19 protein-coding genes are annotated in these 17,618 nt (G+C 41.4%); 3 read left to right on the forward strand and 16 right to left on the reverse strand.

Annotation, left to right across the window (positions count from 1 at the left end; translation table 11 throughout):
* Positions 1-22: 22 nt before the first annotated feature.
* Positions 23-523 (reverse strand): DUF1648 domain-containing protein, encoded by a 501-nt coding sequence (locus B5473_RS17580; RefSeq protein WP_079527529.1) that lies wholly within the window; start codon positions 521-523, stop codon positions 23-25.
* A gap of 105 nt (positions 524-628) precedes the next feature.
* Between B5473_RS17580 and B5473_RS17585 the strand changes: the two genes are divergently transcribed.
* Entirely contained in the window at positions 629-1,282 is a 654-nt protein-coding gene (locus B5473_RS17585; protein WP_079527531.1) for a DedA family protein, read from the forward strand.
* A 41-nt stretch (positions 1,283-1,323) separates the two neighbouring features.
* Here B5473_RS17585 and B5473_RS17590 read toward each other — a convergent pair whose 3' ends face one another.
* The 5 genes from B5473_RS17590 to B5473_RS17610 all read right to left on the reverse strand — a co-directional run bounded on the left by B5473_RS17590 (position 1,324) and on the right by B5473_RS17610 (position 5,474).
* Positions 1,324-1,806 (reverse strand): chemotaxis protein CheW, encoded by a 483-nt coding sequence (locus tag B5473_RS17590; RefSeq protein WP_079527532.1) that lies wholly within the window; start codon positions 1,804-1,806, stop codon positions 1,324-1,326.
* 11 nt (positions 1,807-1,817) lie between these two features.
* Complete coding sequence (locus B5473_RS17595) at positions 1,818-2,927, reverse strand: M20/M25/M40 family metallo-hydrolase (protein WP_079527534.1); 1,110 nt, start codon at positions 2,925-2,927, stop codon at positions 1,818-1,820.
* A gap of 47 nt (positions 2,928-2,974) precedes the next feature.
* Positions 2,975-3,940: a hypothetical protein gene (locus B5473_RS17600; RefSeq protein WP_254865365.1), complete on the reverse strand. Its 966-nt coding sequence runs from the start codon at positions 3,938-3,940 to the stop codon at positions 2,975-2,977.
* 67 nt (positions 3,941-4,007) lie between these two features.
* Positions 4,008-4,751 (reverse strand): AAA family ATPase, encoded by a 744-nt coding sequence (locus B5473_RS17605; RefSeq protein ID WP_079527536.1) that lies wholly within the window; start codon positions 4,749-4,751, stop codon positions 4,008-4,010.
* Positions 4,752-4,781: 30 nt separating this feature from the next.
* Positions 4,782-5,474 carry an AIM24 family protein gene (locus B5473_RS17610; protein ID WP_079527538.1) on the reverse strand — a complete coding sequence of 231 codons (693 nt, stop codon included), beginning with the start codon at positions 5,472-5,474 and terminating at the stop codon, positions 4,782-4,784.
* Between the two features lie 149 nt (positions 5,475-5,623).
* On the opposite strand from B5473_RS17610, the gene B5473_RS17615 reads away from it, so the two are divergent.
* Positions 5,624-6,010: a general stress protein gene (locus B5473_RS17615; protein WP_079527540.1), complete on the forward strand. Its 387-nt coding sequence runs from the start codon at positions 5,624-5,626 to the stop codon at positions 6,008-6,010.
* Between the two features lie 2 nt (positions 6,011-6,012).
* Here B5473_RS17615 and B5473_RS17620 read toward each other — a convergent pair whose 3' ends face one another.
* From B5473_RS17620 to mce, 4 genes are all read right to left on the reverse strand, one after another.
* On the reverse strand, positions 6,013-6,363 hold the full coding sequence (locus tag B5473_RS17620) for a hypothetical protein (RefSeq protein WP_079527542.1): 351 nt from the start codon (positions 6,361-6,363) through the stop codon (positions 6,013-6,015).
* A 46-nt stretch (positions 6,364-6,409) separates the two neighbouring features.
* Positions 6,410-6,901, reverse strand: a complete 492-nt coding sequence (locus B5473_RS17625) for a tetratricopeptide repeat protein (protein ID WP_079527544.1) — start codon at positions 6,899-6,901, stop codon at positions 6,410-6,412.
* A 235-nt stretch (positions 6,902-7,136) separates the two neighbouring features.
* Entirely contained in the window at positions 7,137-8,705 is a 1,569-nt protein-coding gene (locus B5473_RS17630; protein WP_008404193.1) for an acyl-CoA carboxylase subunit beta, read from the reverse strand.
* A 2-nt stretch (positions 8,706-8,707) separates the two neighbouring features.
* Positions 8,708-9,121 carry a methylmalonyl-CoA epimerase gene (gene mce / locus B5473_RS17635; protein ID WP_079527547.1) on the reverse strand — a complete coding sequence of 138 codons (414 nt, stop codon included), beginning with the start codon at positions 9,119-9,121 and terminating at the stop codon, positions 8,708-8,710.
* Between the two features lie 205 nt (positions 9,122-9,326).
* Between mce and prli42 the strand changes: the two genes are divergently transcribed.
* Positions 9,327-9,422: a stressosome-associated protein Prli42 gene (gene prli42, locus B5473_RS20745; RefSeq protein WP_008404197.1), complete on the forward strand. Its 96-nt coding sequence runs from the start codon at positions 9,327-9,329 to the stop codon at positions 9,420-9,422.
* Positions 9,423-9,446: 24 nt separating this feature from the next.
* Here prli42 and B5473_RS17640 read toward each other — a convergent pair whose 3' ends face one another.
* The 6 genes from B5473_RS17640 to B5473_RS17665 form a co-directional block, all read right to left on the reverse strand.
* On the reverse strand, positions 9,447-10,403 hold the full coding sequence (locus B5473_RS17640; protein ID WP_079527549.1) for an aromatic acid exporter family protein: 957 nt from the start codon (positions 10,401-10,403) through the stop codon (positions 9,447-9,449).
* A 77-nt stretch (positions 10,404-10,480) separates the two neighbouring features.
* Positions 10,481-10,921, reverse strand: a complete 441-nt coding sequence (locus tag B5473_RS17645) for a BrxA/BrxB family bacilliredoxin (protein ID WP_079527551.1) — start codon at positions 10,919-10,921, stop codon at positions 10,481-10,483.
* Between the two features lie 264 nt (positions 10,922-11,185).
* A complete protein-coding gene (gene meaB, locus B5473_RS17650; protein ID WP_079527553.1) occupies positions 11,186-12,268 on the reverse strand; it encodes a methylmalonyl Co-A mutase-associated GTPase MeaB in 1,083 nt (360 codons plus the stop codon).
* Positions 12,269-12,270: 2 nt separating this feature from the next.
* The gene (gene scpA, locus B5473_RS17655; protein WP_079527556.1) at positions 12,271-14,421 is read right to left on the reverse strand and encodes a methylmalonyl-CoA mutase; all 2,151 of its coding nucleotides are present in this window, start codon (positions 14,419-14,421) and stop codon (positions 12,271-12,273) included.
* On the reverse strand, positions 14,418-16,100 hold the full coding sequence (locus tag B5473_RS17660; protein WP_368483384.1) for a methylmalonyl-CoA mutase family protein: 1,683 nt from the start codon (positions 16,098-16,100) through the stop codon (positions 14,418-14,420). Before B5473_RS17660 ends, scpA begins: the two co-directional genes overlap by 4 nt.
* A 126-nt stretch (positions 16,101-16,226) precedes the next feature.
* Entirely contained in the window at positions 16,227-17,585 is a 1,359-nt protein-coding gene (locus B5473_RS17665; protein WP_079527560.1) for a dihydrolipoamide acetyltransferase family protein, read from the reverse strand.
* Positions 17,586-17,618: the final 33 nt, after the last annotated feature.

Below are 17,618 nucleotides of genomic sequence, written 5' to 3' on the forward strand. Positions count from 1 at the left end.
TTCCCACCTACAAACTTCTACTTTACTTAATCCTAAAAATCTTAATCATCTTCCAAATCAGCACAGCAAACAGTGCTGCCAAAATTACGAAAAACGGCCAGCCGATCGTTGTTGCTTCTTCTAAAGCAATCACAATAGTGCGGTATACGATGTAGGCGAATAATATATTTATGATGTTACGCATATAATTTAATGTTTGGCGACTATTTCGGTAAAAGACTTTGGCATTTGATTCATTGATGCGTGCTGGATAGTTGTGCGTTTCAGGGAATTTTTCTAAAATCATTAAAAAGAAATGCATTGCAATCCCGATGCCCGGCAATATTAACAGCTCCCATTTAGACCCCCAGCGGTCGACATTGCCGCTGCCGTCAAAGTGGGCAGGTACTTCATTTGGCAGATCGCGCCAGTTCATGAACAGTACAACGAGCATAATCGCTAATGCTATATAACCGACAATATCCATCAGCCATTCGGATTTCGTTTTTGGGATCTCAATTTTAGGACGTTTTGTCAAACTCATTTCCATCACCTCTTTTAGTTTTTTTACTTAGCACTTTTTATAACAATAATTTGCCAGTATCCGCTATACTTGAATTTAATCATCCTCTTGATAGGAGAACTACTTATGCTACTTGACATTATTCAATTTTTACGGGAAATCGACCAAGTCATATTTTATTACATAAAAGAACTCGGACTGTATATTTATATTCTGTTATTTGCGGTTGTTTTCACAAAAACTGCATTTGTAATTTTAACATTTTTACCCGGGGACAGCACTGTGTTCACAAGCGGTACTTTAGCTGCGATCGATAAGCTTGATTTTCTGACCTTGCTGATTATCTTTATCGTTGCGACAACGCTTGCCGACAGCAGCAACTACCTGATCGGAAAATCGATACGGAAAATTCCACCGAAGCGCAATATTTTTATGCGTTTTTTAACTGAGGAAACTACTGAAAAAGCCCTGAAATTCCTGGAAGACTATGACCGGGTTGCCATTACGTTCTCACGATTTGTGCCGTTGATGCGGACAATGACACCGTTTATATGCGGATATTCCGGCTTTTCGTATGGGACATTTTTACGCTATAACTTTATGGGGGCCGTAATTTGGACTGTTGTTTGGCTTGGTGGTGGCTTTTTACTCGGAAATATTTCATGGGTTGAAGATAATCTCGTCCTGACACTTACGATTATTTCCATCTTCGTATTTAGCTTTACAGGTTATGCGTACGTTAAACAATTCAATAAAAAGAAAGCGGTTACTGCCGATTGAAAAAATGGAGCCTATCACATTCAGATGATAAGCTCCTTTTTTTAGTTTGTCTGATTTTCCTGCTGATTTATTTCATGTAAATATTCGATAATTTCACGGATGTCGTCTAACGAATGAACGAGAATATTCGGGTCGATACAAGAAATCATGCGGTCTTCCAAATTGGCAACAGCTGTAAAATATTTCGTCTTTTCATAATTGACAAGCCCCAACTGTTTTAAAACGCCTTCTTCAAAGTCGATAATTTCTTTCGCATCGGCAACGACCAATCCGTAATTAATCAACTCTGTCTTCAATACAATGATTTTAGCCGTTTGTGTATTTGTCGGGCGATTGTATAAAATGGTCTGAAAATCGATGATTGGTGTAAGTTCCCCTCGAATTCGCGAAAAGCCGAGCAAGTAGTTTGGTAAATGAGGAATCGGAGTTACACGCTCCAGCTTTTCAATCGAAACAACCTGCTCGACCGGCACAGCATATTGCTCTGTGCCGCATAAAAATACGACTGCTTTTTCAATGCTCATATTGATACCTCTTATTTCGTTGTTTGAACAACGATTTCTTCCAATAAATCAGCCAGTTTTTCCAGTTCTTCAACGGGCATTCTTTCATTTGTCGTATGAATTTCCTCATAGCCAACCGATAAGTTTACAGTAGGAATTCCAAAACCAGCGATAACGTTTGCATCACTTCCACCGCCTGAAATACCGAGCTGTGGTGTACGACCGATTGCTTCAACCGCTGCTTTAGCAACTTTCACAACTTGATCTTCTTCTGTTGCGCGGAAACCTGGGTACATTAACTTCACTTCAACTTCAGCACGCGCACCCATTTCTTGTGCAACACGTTCAAATGTTTCTTTCATATGGGCAGTTTGGGCATTCAGTTTTGTTTCATCAATCGAACGGGCTTCCGCAAGAATCGATACTTCATCACATACGATATTTGTTGCTTTACCGCCTTCAAAACGTCCGATATTCGCTGTTGTTTCTTCATCGAGACGACCTAATTTCATTTGGGCAACCGCTTTTGCTGCAACCGTAATTGCGGAAATACCTTTTTCAGGTGCAACGCCTGCATGTGCTGTTTTACCGATGATTTTCGTAAATACTTTTGCCTGGAATGGTGCTGCAACTACAATGCCGCCTACTTTTCCGTCACTATCAACCGCAAAACCGTATTTGGCGATGATTTTTGAAGGATCAAGTTCCTTGGCACCGACTAATCCGCTTTCTTCACCTGCTGTAATGATGAACTGGATTGTACCGTGTGCGCTGTCTTTTTCTTTTAAACGACGTGCCATTTCGAATAATGCTGCGATACCTGCTTTATCATCCGCGCCAAGAATCGTTGTGCCATCAGAATAAATATAGCCGTCCTCGCGAATTTCCGGTTTAATGCCTTTGCCCGGCACGACTGTATCCATATGTACTGTAAAATAAATTGGTTCAACCCGCTCATCGCCTTTTAATGTTGCGATAATATTGCCTGCGCCGTGACCATTGCGTGTATGCGCATCATCCTGAAAAACATCAAAGCCCATTTCTTCTAATTTTTTTACTAAAATTGGTGCAATTACTTCTTCATGTTTTGTTTCAGAATCAATTTGCACTAATTCCAGAAACTCTTCTACTACTCGGTTCATGTTCGATAACTCCTTTAAATAACTAGTTTACGCTTTATTGTACGCCTCTATTTTTGAAAAAACAATGATTGATCATCGGCATTTAAAATGCTTTGTTTTTCTACTTGCAAGGCCTGTTCTTTTTCGATTGTTATGCTCAATTTTTGCTTCAAATCGCGAAGTGTATTCGCCACATCATCCTGTACACGCAAGAGTTGATCGATCGCAGTTGTAATTTTGGAATGAACCGACCAATCGGTGAAAATATTATCGAAAAAGTAATCCGTAAACATTACAAAACCATCTGTATGAACTTCCAATGTATTTTGGCGCATCTCTTTAATATCGAGCAGTTCGTTTTGGAAACGTTGGAGGGCCATTTGTGCTTCATGCAAATAGCTGTTCGTTTCTTCCAGTTTGTCGTGCTTTAACGCCGTTGCGATAAAGCCCCCACCTAAAAATGTATCCCATGTTGAATAGGATTTGGCATCCTGCAATTTGGAGCCGGCATCCGTCAGCTTATTAAATGCCTGTTTACCTGCATCAATCGCTTCATGGATTTCTGTTTTCAGTTGTTTACAAAAAAGCTCCTGTTCAATGATGCCCGTTAATTCCTTCGCTGCTGCAGGTGCATTCGCCATCAGCCACACTTGTTTTTCGTTTTCTATTTTCTTCAGCTCTTCACGGATAGTTGCAACATTTATCTTGCTCAATTGTTGTACTAGTTCTTCCCGGTCTTGCTGTAAATCTTTAAACGTTAACTGCGCTTCGACTAACTTCAGCTCCGTAACTGCAACCTGGTCCATATTTTGCTCGATTAGCTCATCCTTTTTCCCTGACCAGCCACGGAATAGATTCACGAACGAAAACCCCTCAAGTTTATTCAATTGTTGGCGCGCCTTTTGCAGATCCTGTTCATGCTGCTTAGTATCCTGCCCGGCATGCTGAATCTGGTGTTCAAGGCTTTCGATTTTCTTGTTCAGTTTTTCCGCTTCTAAAAGTTGAATGTGATACTGTTCTGATTGCTGTTGCAATTGCTGCCATCCTATATTCTTCACTCCTTTATAAATACATTGTAGTTGTTACATCCGCAATCGATTGCTAATACAGTTCATCCTCATCCTCTTCAAACAGATCCTGCAGCATTTTTTCACGGTGCTGCAAAAAATACGAGGTTACTTGATAATGCTCGGTTTCTTCATACTTCACCTGTTCGATGCCATGTTCATCAAATTGATAGATGACCGCATCCGGGAATCCGAGTAAAATTGGCGAATGTGTTGCGATAATGAATTGGACATTACCCTGTTTCACTAAATCATTCATCAATGTTAAAAACGCCAGCTGTCTTGTTGGGGATAATGCGGCTTCCGGCTCATCCAGTAAATAGATTGCCTGCCCTGTGAACCGGTGTTGAAACAGCGAGAAAAAAGATTCCCCGTGTGATTGATGATGAAGTGATTTCCCTCCGTATGCTTTATAACCATTCTGATCGGTCTCATCCAAATGTGAAGCAAACTGATAAAATGTCTCAGCGCGCAGAAAAAAGCCGTTCGTTACTTTTGGCCACCAGGAGAGCTTCACATAATCGCCCAGCGCGGATTCGGATTGATCCACATCATATGCCTTATAGTTTTGTGTGCTGCCCCCTGCCGGATTGAAGCCGATCTGATCTGCAATGGCTTCGAGCAATGTTGATTTACCCGCACCGTTTTCTCCAACAAAAAACGTAACCCTTGCGTCCACATCCAATTCATCCATATGCCGAATAAACGGAATCGAAAAAGGGTATTCGCTATAATCCGTTATTTCTTCTTTTTTAAGTTTGACTGATTTTAAAAACATCTGTTTTCTCCTTACTTTATACCGCAGCTATTATGATTCCGATGATAAATATACTTCCTCAAATGGCTGAATGATGACGAATCCTTCACCGGAAAAGGCCATTTGGATCGATTCATTGCTGCCGCGTCCAATAAGTGTTCGAAACGTAATATCGGTTACAAACTCCGGCTTCAAATTACCGGACCACGCAACGGTCGCATTTGGGTCAGTATATACTGTTTCACCAGGCTTAACGATTAATGTTAATGGCTCAAAATGGGTTGTAATCGCCACTTTTCCTTTACCGTCCAGCATGACATTGAATAAGCCGCCTGCCATCATACCGGCCATTTTGCGCATAAGTCGAATATCCCAATTGATCGATGGCTCAAATGCAAGCAGGTCATTGCCGTTCACGCACAGGCTTTCGTTCTGCAAATCAAAAATTGTAATCTTTTTACCTTGGTCCGCTAAATATAACCGGCCCTTCCCTTTCGCCTTCATTAGCTGCGTGCCTTCGCCGGTCAATGCTTTCTTAAACATTTTTGACACGCCATGCTCCAGCATGCGCTCACGCTCAAATATAATCGAACCGACATAGGCGATCATCGCGCCCATTTTCGACCATACTTCCCCGTTCAGATTCACTTCGAGTACACGATCGGTTTCCAATTCAAAATAATCATTTTCATTCTGGTCTTGCTGCGTCTTGTTGACAAAATCGCGAATGGAATAGTTCCCCATAAGTAAAACCTCCCTTTTTATGTTCTACGTATTAAACACTGTATAAGTTTCGAATTTTCTGCATTTTATAATTGTATTGATGTACGATTGTTTTCAATCACTACCATCTCAATAAAAATTCCATTACAATAAAAAAAGAGGTGATCATGATGGAATATCGACGTGAAATCGCTTTAGTGTACAGTGTTGAGGAAGCTATGACAAAGCTGAACATTATTAGAGGGCACGGTTTTTCCGAGCATGAAATCCATGTATTTTCAAAAGATATACATCCTTTACAATCACTGAAAATGTATACCGACATTCAAGTCCATCTAGCCGGCAACTGGCTCGACCAGCTTATCAGCTTTGTCACACGGAAAAATGTGTATGAAGTGAGTTTGCGAATTTTGCACTTGACTTCTGAAGAAACCGCCCATTATGGGCATGGCATAGAACTTGGGGCAATCTTCCTGTTTGCCGAGCACGAACACCCATATGAAAAGGAACCGAAAAAACAGCAAGCAGCATTCAATCTGTCTAGAGCTGTGGAATAATTTTATAAAAAACTGCCGTCGATAATAATGAATTTAATAATTAACGAACTAACGACTAAACTTATGATTATAAAATTCAAAATGACAAGAAATCGCTTAGGAAACGGTATGTTCAAAAAAAATGCAATGGTCCAGTGAACAATACTGTAAATTAATAGCGCAATAAACGTTCCAAAAGCTATAAAGGCAATGGTCAGCAACCTGCCCGAATTTGAAATATCTCCCGGCGGTGAATCTGCTGCAGTGAACAGCATTGAACCGATAAATAACACCGATAAGAAATAACAGCTGTAGCCGATCAGGCTGACCATGGCCGTATAGATGAAATAGTTTACAGCCTTAAAAATCTTCATCGTATAATATGCAAACTCCTATATTTTTCCGCAATGAATTCATCACTCACTTCCACACTTCATTTAATTTATCACTATAAAATGTAATGGCCTTTTTATATTTCTGAATTTGAGGGTCAGACGAAGTGGTTGCTAAATTTTTCAATAGAAGCTCCATTGAACGCTCATGTTCCTTCAAGTTAAACAATGTCATCGCATAAAATACTTGGATAGCTAAATTGTCAGGAAACTTCTCCAGCCCATTTTCAAGCGTATGTTTTGAATTTTCGTATTCACCAAGTGTTCTGTATGTACTGCCAAGACCTAAATAGGCATTCGCTAAATCTTCTTCATTCAGATCGCCTTGAATTGCCTTTTCATAATAAGGTACAGCATCCGATTCTTTTCCTAGCACATCGAAGCTCCATGCACACTGGTAATTTACATAGGCCTCATTCGGATGTTGTTCAACTAAATTCAATAATAGTTGATTGGATTGTTGCAATTCCCCATCGCTTCTTAAATCAATTGCCCTCTGTAGTTGATCGATTTCCTTCATAATTTTGTCCTCCTAAATCGTCTTTCCTTTAACTAGCATAATGGCTTTTTGTAAATTTCACTATAATAAAATAGGAGGATTTACCATATTATAGGTAAATATATTTTAATAATTTTCTAGTATTTTTCCTGCAAAGTTTCTTTTAGGGCGCTATAAAGCAAAAAAACACCTCAAAAATGATTGTAGTGTATACAAATCATTTAAGAGATGTTTCTTAGAGTGCTTTAATTAAAAATTATAGTGGAATATTCCCGTGCTTTTTGTATGGACGGTCTTCCTGCTTTGTTGAAAGCATATCCAATGCCTGGATCAGCTTAATACGTGTTTCACGTGGATCGATAACATCGTCCACCATACCGCGTGATGCCGCTACATAAGGATTAGCGAATTTTTCTTTGTATTCTTCAATTTTCGCTGCACGTGTTGCTTCCGGATCAGCCGATTTCGCAATTTCACCTGCATGAATAATGTTTGCCGCACCAGCAGCACCCATTACAGCGATTTCAGCATTCGGCCAAGCGAATACTAAGTCCGCGCCAATCGCTTTCGAGTTCAATGCTACGTACGCACCACCGTATGCTTTACGTAAAATAACTGTAATTTTCGGTACAGTTGCTTCAGAGTAAGCATAAAGGATTTTCGCACCGTGACGGATAATCCCGCCGTGCTCTTGTTTAACGCCTGGGAAGAAACCGGATACGTCTTCAAATGTAATAACAGGTACGTTGAATGCGTCACATGTACGTACGAAACGCGCTAATTTATCAGATGAATCGATATCTAATCCGCCTGCAAGGAATTTCGGCTGGTTACATACTAAACCAACTGATTCACCCGCGATACGTGCAAAACCAACAACGATGTTTTTCGCGAATTCTTTTTGCACTTCCATGAATGAACCTTCATCAACTACTTGTTCTACTACTTTACGAACATCATATGATTTTGTTTGGTCAATCGGCACAACATCAACAAGTTCTGAACGGAAATTATCGCCTTCTGGAGCAGCTTGTTTCGGTGCTTTTTCTCTGTTGTTCTGTGGTAAGTAAGAAAGTAATTGCTGAATTTGTGCAATTGCAGCTTCTTCGTTTTCAGCACGGAAGTGGGCATTCCCTGAAGTAGCGTTATGCACTTTAGAACCGCCAAGACCTTCAGCAGAAATTTTCTCACCTGTTACTGTTTCAATTACTTTAGGGCCTGTAATGAACATTTGAGATGTTTTATCAACCATTAAAATAAAGTCTGTAATCGCTGGTGAATAAACAGCACCACCCGCACAAGGTCCCATAATTACTGAGATTTGCGGAATTACACCAGAATAAATTGAGTTACGGTAGAAAATGTGACCATAGCCGTCAAGTGATAATACACCTTCTTGGATACGCGCACCGCCTGAATCGTTAATACCGATAAACGGCGTACCGTTTTTCGCTGCCAAATCCATTACCGCTGCGATTTTTTTCGCGTGCATTTCACCAAGTGCACCGCCGAATACTGTGAAGTCCTGTGCAAATAAATACACATTACGGCCATTGATTTTACCGAAGCCAGTAACTACGCCGTCACCAGGGCCTTCTAGTTTATCCATACCGAAATCAACAGTACGGTGTGTGATGAAAGGATTGATTTCAACGAATGACCCGTCATCCAATAACATATCAATACGTTCACGGGCAGTCATTTTCCCTTTTTCATGCTGCTTTTCGATACGCGCATCCCCGCCGCCAAGCTGGATCGCTTCTTTACGGTCATAAAGCTCATTAATTTTATCAAACATATCTGGAGTTACTGTCATTGTTGTCATCGTTATTTATCCCCTTTTCCGCTTTTATCGCATAATTCATAAAGTACACCAAATGAGTCTTTCGGGTGTAAAAATGCTACTTCCGCGCCGCCAGCACCTGGTCCCGGCTCTTCAGATAATAGTCGTACACCTTTTTCACGAAGTTCAGCCATGCGCTCACGAATACCCGTTACGCCGAATGCAACATGATGAATGCCTTCTCCGCGTTTTTCCAAAAAGCCATGGATTGCGCTTTTTTCACTCATTGGCTCAAGCAGCTCAATTTTAACGTTGCCTGCATCGATAAAAGCAACTTTTACTTGCTGTGATTCTACTTCTTCCATCTTTAATAATTTCAAGCCTAGCGTTTCTGTGTAATATGTAATACGTTCTTCGATATTACGTACGGCGATGCCGATATGATCCACTTTTTCCACGGTACTGACTCCCTTTTGAATAAAATTATTAATTCCGCCTCATCTGAATCGTGTCCAGACATTTGTTCGAGGCTTTTTTTTTTTAATGGGTGTTTGGACTCCCAATAAAAAATTTTAAAATTTCGAAAATGTAAAATCCAATGTACTTGAGAATTCCTTCAAATTTGATAAACTAGTACTAGTTCATATTGAAGGAGCGAAAAGAATGAGCAACAAAAAGTTTCAAAAAATAGTCGTTTATTCAATGGTTGTTATCATGTTAATCTCAACTGTTGCAATGGGTGTCGCAGCAATTATGTAATGGATGTTTATGCATCCATTTTTTTTATTTCATCCCCTTGAACGATTGCTTGATGACCAGGTATTCATCCATTTCTTCAATAAACTGGTACAATGCGGCCATGGCGAGGAATGTTTCGTGATCATTTGGCAATGGCATTTTGGCGAACTCTTCTTTTACTTTGTCGAGTTTTTCCAAAAAGCGGCTTGCCGTATTTCCTGAATGGACGTGTTCGCTCAAGTCTTCCATGAAGGCTGCAATTAAAGTAGCCTGCTCTGTCATTACCGGCAGTGTCGTAATCTTCGGCAACACGCGCTCTATAATTTCCAGCTGTCTTTCACGCATATCAAAATACAGATAAAATGTATTTTCTTTACGCGTCACGTGATTTTCAACATCTTGGAATGCCAGCGCTTTTCCTGCCTCGACCACTTTCGCCATCTCAATCAGTTCATGACCGTCCCATAATGTATCGCCATCTCTCAAATACCCTGCGATTTCCGCAAGAATTTTCTTCAATAGCGACTCCAATTTTTCGCGGTGATAATACAGGCCCTGCTGGATATCCGGCATGTACATATTTACGACTAAACCAACCCCATAACCGATTGCCATTAAGTAAAATTCATTAATTAGCAGATCGACCGTAAAATTGCCTGTCAAATAAATGTGCATCATAATTACCGAACTTGAGATAAAACCTTCCACAACCTTTAGTGAAACGATTGTCGGAATGAAAAGAATCATAACAATCCCTAAAACAACCGGCGAATAACCGAATATTTCGAAAAATACAAATGCATAAGCAATCCCGATAAATGTTGAAACAATCCGGGTATACACTGCATGGAGAGATTTACGTTTTGTTGGTTGAATGCTTAAAATCGTCAGAATACCAGCTGCCGTGAAAAACTGCAAATCAAAATATTGGGCAATTGCTATCGCAACAGCAGCACCTATGGCTGTTTTTAATGTACGATAGCCGATTGAAAATTTCTTCATATCGGTTGAACTCCCCCGTTATAGGTGTGCAGCGGGTACGTACAATACGCACCCGTTACACAATAACTCTAGTAGTATTAGATTTCTTCGCAGTTTTCCTCGAAGTGACCTTGAAGGTTTGTTACAACACTCATCGGGTCATGTCCTTCGATTTCAAAGCGGCCAACTTCTCCTACAACCTGTCCATCTTTCAATAAAATGAATGATGGAGATGATGGGATATGATCTTCACCGAAATAATAACGTGCAGCTGCAGTTGCCTCTTTATCTTGACCAGCAAATACAGTTACTAAATGGTCAGGACGTTTGTCGTAATGTACAGCATGTGTTGCTGCAGGACGTGCAATACCGCCAGCACAGCCACATACAGAATTCACCATAACAAGAGTTGTACCTTCACGAGCAAACGCTGCTTCCACATCTTCCGGAGTGCGCAGTTGTTCATAACCTGCTGCTTCCATCTCTGCACGTGCAGTCGTTGTAATTTGTTGCATAAATAAATCATAATCCATGTTCATAAGCTTTTTAGCCCCTTTCTATGTTCCTTTTTATCATAGCAAGGTTACGAAAGATGTGCAAAGACTCTTGATTATCATTATTTTCATTCAGCGGAAACTCCCGCTGAATGAAAATAAGCCTCCGGCGGATGTCACAGATTTTTTAAAGGAATTATAGAGGTTTCCAGCCTAAAAGCGTCGCATCATGCGAACGGCTGACTGACCCACTTCGTGTGGGTCCAAACTCAAAAAATCTGGACACAATTACGCCAAGGCGTAATTGATTTATTCATTTTTTTCGCCAAATAATGCATTAACCCCCTGTGTTACCGTTAGCTGGCCATGCAATATTTCTTCCTCAAGTGACCGGACCTGCTTTTTGCGTTCCGGATTTTTATAGAACGAATCGATTAAATGATCGGTAATCATCGTATGGAACCAGTCGCGCGTTTGTTCATGGCGACGTATCGTCCAATAATCCGATTGCTTGATCGTCTGCTCAAACTCCATCAGCATATCCCAAACCTTGTCGAGCCCCGTTTTTTCAAGGGACGATACGGTCAGTGAAGTACTAAGCCATCCAGGTGTCGATGGCTGTAGGAAATGAAGGATCTGCTTGTATTCCTGCATTGTCCGGCGTGCAGGGCGTACATTGTCCCCGTCCGCTTTATGGACGATAATGCCGTCTGCAAGCTCCATAATGCCCTTCTTCATCCCTTGAAGCTCATCTCCCGCACCTGTTAAAACTAGCAGCAGGAAGAAGTCGACCATGCCGCGCACATATGTTTCACTTTGGCCGACACCGACTGTTTCAATCAAAATGACGTCATAGCCTGCCGCTTCGCATAACAGCATCGTTTCACGGGATTTTTTATGGACACCGCCTAATGTACCGGCACTCGGTGATGGACGAACAAATGCATTTTCCTGGCGCACCAGCTCTTCCATTCGCGTTTTGTCCCCTAAAATACTGCCGCCTGAAAGCGATGAGCTCGGGTCGATCGCAAGAACTGCAACACGCTTCCCCATTTTGCACAGCATCGTACCGAATGCTTCGATAAACGAACTTTTTCCAGCACCCGGTACACCGGTGATGCCAATTCGGATTGAATTGCCCGTATAAGGCAATAACTCCTGCAGCAGTTTCTGTGCTTCTTCCTTATGGGCATTGTTCGAGCTTTCAATGAGCGTGATCGCTTTTGCGAGCGAAGTACGGTTACCCGCACGTACTTCGCTGGCCAGCGTCTGTAGATCAAGTGCTTCCTGCTTTTTTTTCCGGAACTTTTTCGGGTTTGAATAGCTCATACCATCATGACCACCCTTCACACCATCCATGACAAATAAAGCGCTCTTCTCGTCTTGAGGCATCACTACTCTGCCACTTCCTCATAACCTAACTTTTTATAAATTTCTTCTATAATACGGATTGCCGATACCGGAATTACTGTACCTGGACCGAAGATAGCTGCTGCACCTGCTTTATACAGATAATCATAGTCCTGAGCTGGGATTACACCGCCGCAAATGACGATAATGTCCTCGCGACCTAATTTCTTCAGTTCAGCTACAAGTTCAGGCACTAATGTTTTATGACCAGCTGCTAAAGAAGATACTCCGATGCAGTGTACGTCGTTTTCATTTGCCATTTGTGCTGTTTCTTCCGGTGTCATGAACAATGGAGAAATATCGACATCGAAACCTAAGTCCGCATAGCCAGTTGCAACAACTTTCGCACCGCGGTCATGTCCGTCTTGTCCCATCTTCGCCACTAAAATACGTGGACGGCGACCTTCTGCTTCCAGGAAGTCTTCTGTCATTTGCTTCACTTCTGTAATCATTTCATCATCCGAGAAGTTTGCAGAATAAACACCTGAAATTGAGCGGATAACCGCTTTATGACGGCCAGATACTGCTTCAATCGCATCCGAAATTTCACCTAATGATGCACGTGCTCTTGCCGCATCTACTGCAACAGCCAATAAGTTTTCAGAACCGTCTTCAGCCGCTTTTGTTAAGCGCGCTAAATGTTTTTGTACTTCCACTTCATCACGTGTAGCCTTCATTTTTTCAAGACGGGCAATTTGTGATTCGCGTACGATTGCATTGTCGATATCTAAAATGTCGATTGGATCTTCTTCAGCAAGACGGTATTTGTTTACGCCGACAATCGTTTCTGTTTTTGAATCGATTTTCGCCTGACGTTTAGCCGCTGCTTCTTCAACTTTCATTTTTGGAAGTCCTGTCTCAATCGCTTTCGCCATTCCGCCAAGAGCTTCGATTTCTTCGATTAATGCCCATGCTTTTTCTGTCAGCTCTTCTGTCAGTTTTTCAACATAGTACGAGCCGCCCCATGGATCGATTACTTTTGTCATTCCTGTTTCTTCTTGCAGGAATAGCTGTGTATTACGTGCAATACGAGCCGAGAAGTCTGTCGGTAAAGCAATTGCTTCATCCAGTGCGTTCGTATGAAGCGACTGAGTATGACCCATCGCTGCCGCGTTTGCTTCGATTAATGTACGAGTTACGTTATTGAATGGATCTTGTTCTGTTAAACTCCAGCCTGATGTTTGCGAGTGTGTACGAAGTGCAAGAGACTTCGAATTTTTCGGATTGAATGTAGACATCATTTGTGCCCAAATGCGACGTGCTGCACGCATTTTCGCAACTTCCATGTAATAGTTCATACCAATTGCCCAGAAGAACGATAAACGCGGTGCAAATGCATCAATGTCAATGCCCGCTTTTAAACCAGTACGTACATATTCAAGGCCGTCTGCCAATGTATACGCAAGCTCGATATCATTTGTCGCACCCGCTTCTTGAATATGGTAGCCCGAAATGGAAATCGAGTTGAATTTCGGCATGAATTTCGCCGTATATTCAAAAATGTCTGCAATGATTTTCATCGACATTGCCGGTGGATAAATATATGTGTTACGTACCATGTATTCTTTTAAAATGTCGTTTTGGATCGTACCGGCCAATTTATCGGGTGTTACTCCTTGTTCTTCAGCTGCAACGATGTAGAATGCAAGAATCGGTAAAACTGCTCCGTTCATCGTCATCGATACCGACATTTGATCAAGTGGAATGCCGTCGAATAAAATTTTTGCATCTTCAACTGAATCGATTGCAACGCCGGCTTTTCCGACATCCCCTGTTACACGTGGGTGATCCGAGTCATAACCGCGGTGTGTTGCCAAGTCGAATGCTACTGAAAGCCCTTTTTGACCCATTGCCAAGTTACGACGGTAGAAAGCATTTGATTCTTCCGCAGTCGAGAAACCTGCATATTGACGCACTGTCCATGGACGCGCTACATACATTGTCGGATATGGTCCACGAGTATTTGGTGCAATACCAGCCACATCTTTTAAATGTTTTGCGTCTTGAATATCTTCTTTATTGTAGACAGAATTCACTTCGATGCCTTCATTTGTCACGTACGAGCCTGTAGAAGTAAGTTGCTCTTGTTTTAATACATCTTCAATGACAACCGTTGCGAAATTTGCTTTACTCATTGTTGTACCCCCTTCACGCTCATCACGACATCCGATAGCTTTTCAACGATGTTCTGACCTGCATAAATAAAGCCGTTTAAGCCGTTTGCAATCCATGCCGCTTCATCTTCTTTATATTTACCTGCTGCATCCAATACAACCGATTGTTTTTTGTTTTCAAGTAATGCCGGCATAATCGCTTTTGTATCTTCATCTGTTGCAGCTACGACTACATAGTCATAGTCGGCACTTGCCAGCCAAGTTGTTGCATCCTCAATTGTTTGGAATCCTGCTGTTTGATATGCTACAACGCCTGCTGTTGCGAAGAATCCTTGTACAAAATCTGCGCGCGGCTTGTAGTTTTTCAGTTCGCCGAATGTTAAAATCGCTGTTTTGATTCCAGTTTGTGCATAAGTAGCACGTAAATTTTCAAATGGAATGGCAAGACGTTTTACATCTGCAAATTGAGCATTTTCAGTTGTTACTACTGTATCTTGCGGGTTTGCATAAATGTTTGTACCAATTAGTGAATGCTTGCGTGTTTCTACTTGCTTCATGCGCGCCTGATACACTTCCTCGATTTGAGCATTGATACCGTATGCTTCCAATCCGCCAGCAATTTCGATTTCTAAAAACAGTGCCCATGCTTCTTTTACATAGTCTGCTGTTAATGATTCGATAAAGTACGAACCGCCTGATGGATCGATTACATTTGTTACATGTGATTCTTCTTTCGTAACAAGGGAAACATTACGCGCAATACGGATCGACTGCCCTGATACACCTGTCAATGCATCATGCGGGTGTACCGTAATTACATCTGCACCGCCGATTGCTGCTGAGAACGCTTCATTGCCTGCACGTAATAAGTTTACATAAACATCGTATTTCGAGAAGCTGCGTACCGAAGTTTCCACTACGACCGGGACAGCGCTTGCTTCATTGCCGAATGCTGAAGCAAACGCTTTCCATAATACTTTGAAGGCACGAAGTTTTGCTACTTCTGCAAAGAATTGTGTATCGACAGCGAACTGTACGAAAAACTTCTGTTCAAATGCTTTAAAATCTTCTACCGTATTGGCAAGTTTAGCTGCTTGTGCAAGCGCAATCGCAAGCTCTTGTACAGCATTGGCACCGTCATTATGGAACGGAATCGTATTTGCACAAAACGTGCGAACGTTTGGATAGTCAGCTAATTCTACTGTTTCAGGTGAAACAATATAGCCTACAACGTCATTGCGTTTAGCTTCGTCAATATATTTGAATACATCCAGCACTGCATCTTCAGCAGAAGCGACGATAAATTTAAATGAATTTTCCGACAAATAAGCAGCGAGTTTTTCGCTGTCTTGTTCAGACCAGTCAAATGCAACCGGGCTGTTGATTGTAATCATTTCATTGCCGCGCGATAAGCTATCCTCGATATTGGCAAAAAAGCTAGCTGCATCATCACCAGCAATTTGCTGTGCAACAGTGAAGCTTGTCTGTTTTGTTAAAGAACGGATTGTTGATACTTGTTTTTCCAGTTGGTCTCCCAATTTTTCGATTAAGCTTTCTTCTGTATAAAGTGGGTCAAGCGTGATATTTTCAATTGTCTTTGTAAATAAGGATTCAAACGGTTTTCCTTTTAGTGCTTTTACCGCTTCTTCCTTCCACTGCTCATAGCTAGCTGTTTGAAATTCGATCTCTTTCATATTCATTGACATGTGGTCGCTAAGTAGCTTCCCCCCTTGTTATATTTCTGTACTATAGTTTACACGAGAATGTTCTGACAATAAAGAGAAAAAAAACGTGAAAGCCTTATTTTACAGGCTTTCACGGCGTTTTTAGTAGACTGACATCTTCTGTTTATCGACATTTTCGAGAATTTCTTTCACACGAGATAAGAATTTACCACAAATCATACCATCTAAAATTCTATGGTCTAAAGATAAACATAAATTCACCATAGAGCGTGGAGCAATCATATTACCCTGTACTATTACAGGTCTTTTTACAATACTTTCCACCTGCAAAATTGCTGCCTGTGGATGATTGATAATGCCCATTGACTGAACAGAACCAAATGATCCGGTATTGTTGACTGTAAATGTACCACCTTGCATATGCTCCAATTTCAGTTTTCCGTTGCGTACAAGATGCGCATATTCATGAATTTCTTTCGCGATGCCTTTAATCGATTTTTCATCGACATTTTTAATGACCGGCACGAATAATGCATCATCAGTAGCTACAGCAATCGATAAATTAATATCTTTCTTTTGAATGATTTTATCTTCCGCCCAAACCGAATTGATAATCGGGAATTCTTTTAGCGCCTGGGAGATCGCTTTTAGGAAAAATGCAAAATACGTCAGATTGAATCCTTCTTTTTTCTTGAAATCTTCTTTTATGCTGTCACGGTATTCAACAAGTTCTGTCACATCAACTTCCATCATCATCCATGCATGCGGAATTTCATGTGTGCTGCGCAGCATATTTTTCGCAATCGCTTTACGCACTTGCGTAACCGGAATTTCAATATCTCCAGCAGCAACAGGAATGTCCTGTTTAGGCTGAGGAGCAGTTGCCGGAGCTTGTGTTGTACCTTGTGCTGACGCTTGAGAAGATGATTCTTGTTTTGGCTCCGCGAATGCTGTTGGTTGTTCGTCATTCGAAATATCCTGATTTGTCGGCTTACCTGCAGCAACATAAGCTTCAACATCTTTTCTTGTAATCCGATTGCCGACACCTGTGCCGGTAATCTGGGCCAAGTCGACATCATGTTCATTCGCCAATGCTAAAACAGCAGGTGAAAAACGACCAGGCTTGCGTTCTGTGCGCACCGGTTTGTCTTCTTTTTTCGCTGACGGTTTTTCTTCTTCTTTCTTCTGTGAGCCGGCATTTAGAATTGCCGAGCTGACTTTCGAGCTTTTTTCTGCCGGTGCTGGCGGCATTTCAGAGCCTTCCACTTCAATCGCGCATACAACTGCGCCTACCGGCAATGTTTCGCCTTCGTTTGCGATTAACTCTGTAATTACCCCTGCAAACGAAGAAGGGATTTCGGCATTAACTTTATCTGTTGTTACTTCTGCTAATGGATCATATTTGTTTACTTTATCTCCCACTTGGACAAGCCAGCGTTCAATCTTACCTTCTGTCACACTTTCTCCAAGTTGCGGCATGACGATATTTTGAATTGTCATTAAACAATCCCCCTTTAACTAATAGGCCTTTGC

The organism is Solibacillus isronensis, from assembly GCF_900168685.1.
In the GTDB taxonomy this organism is placed as follows: domain Bacteria; phylum Bacillota; class Bacilli; order Bacillales_A; family Planococcaceae; genus Solibacillus; species Solibacillus isronensis_A.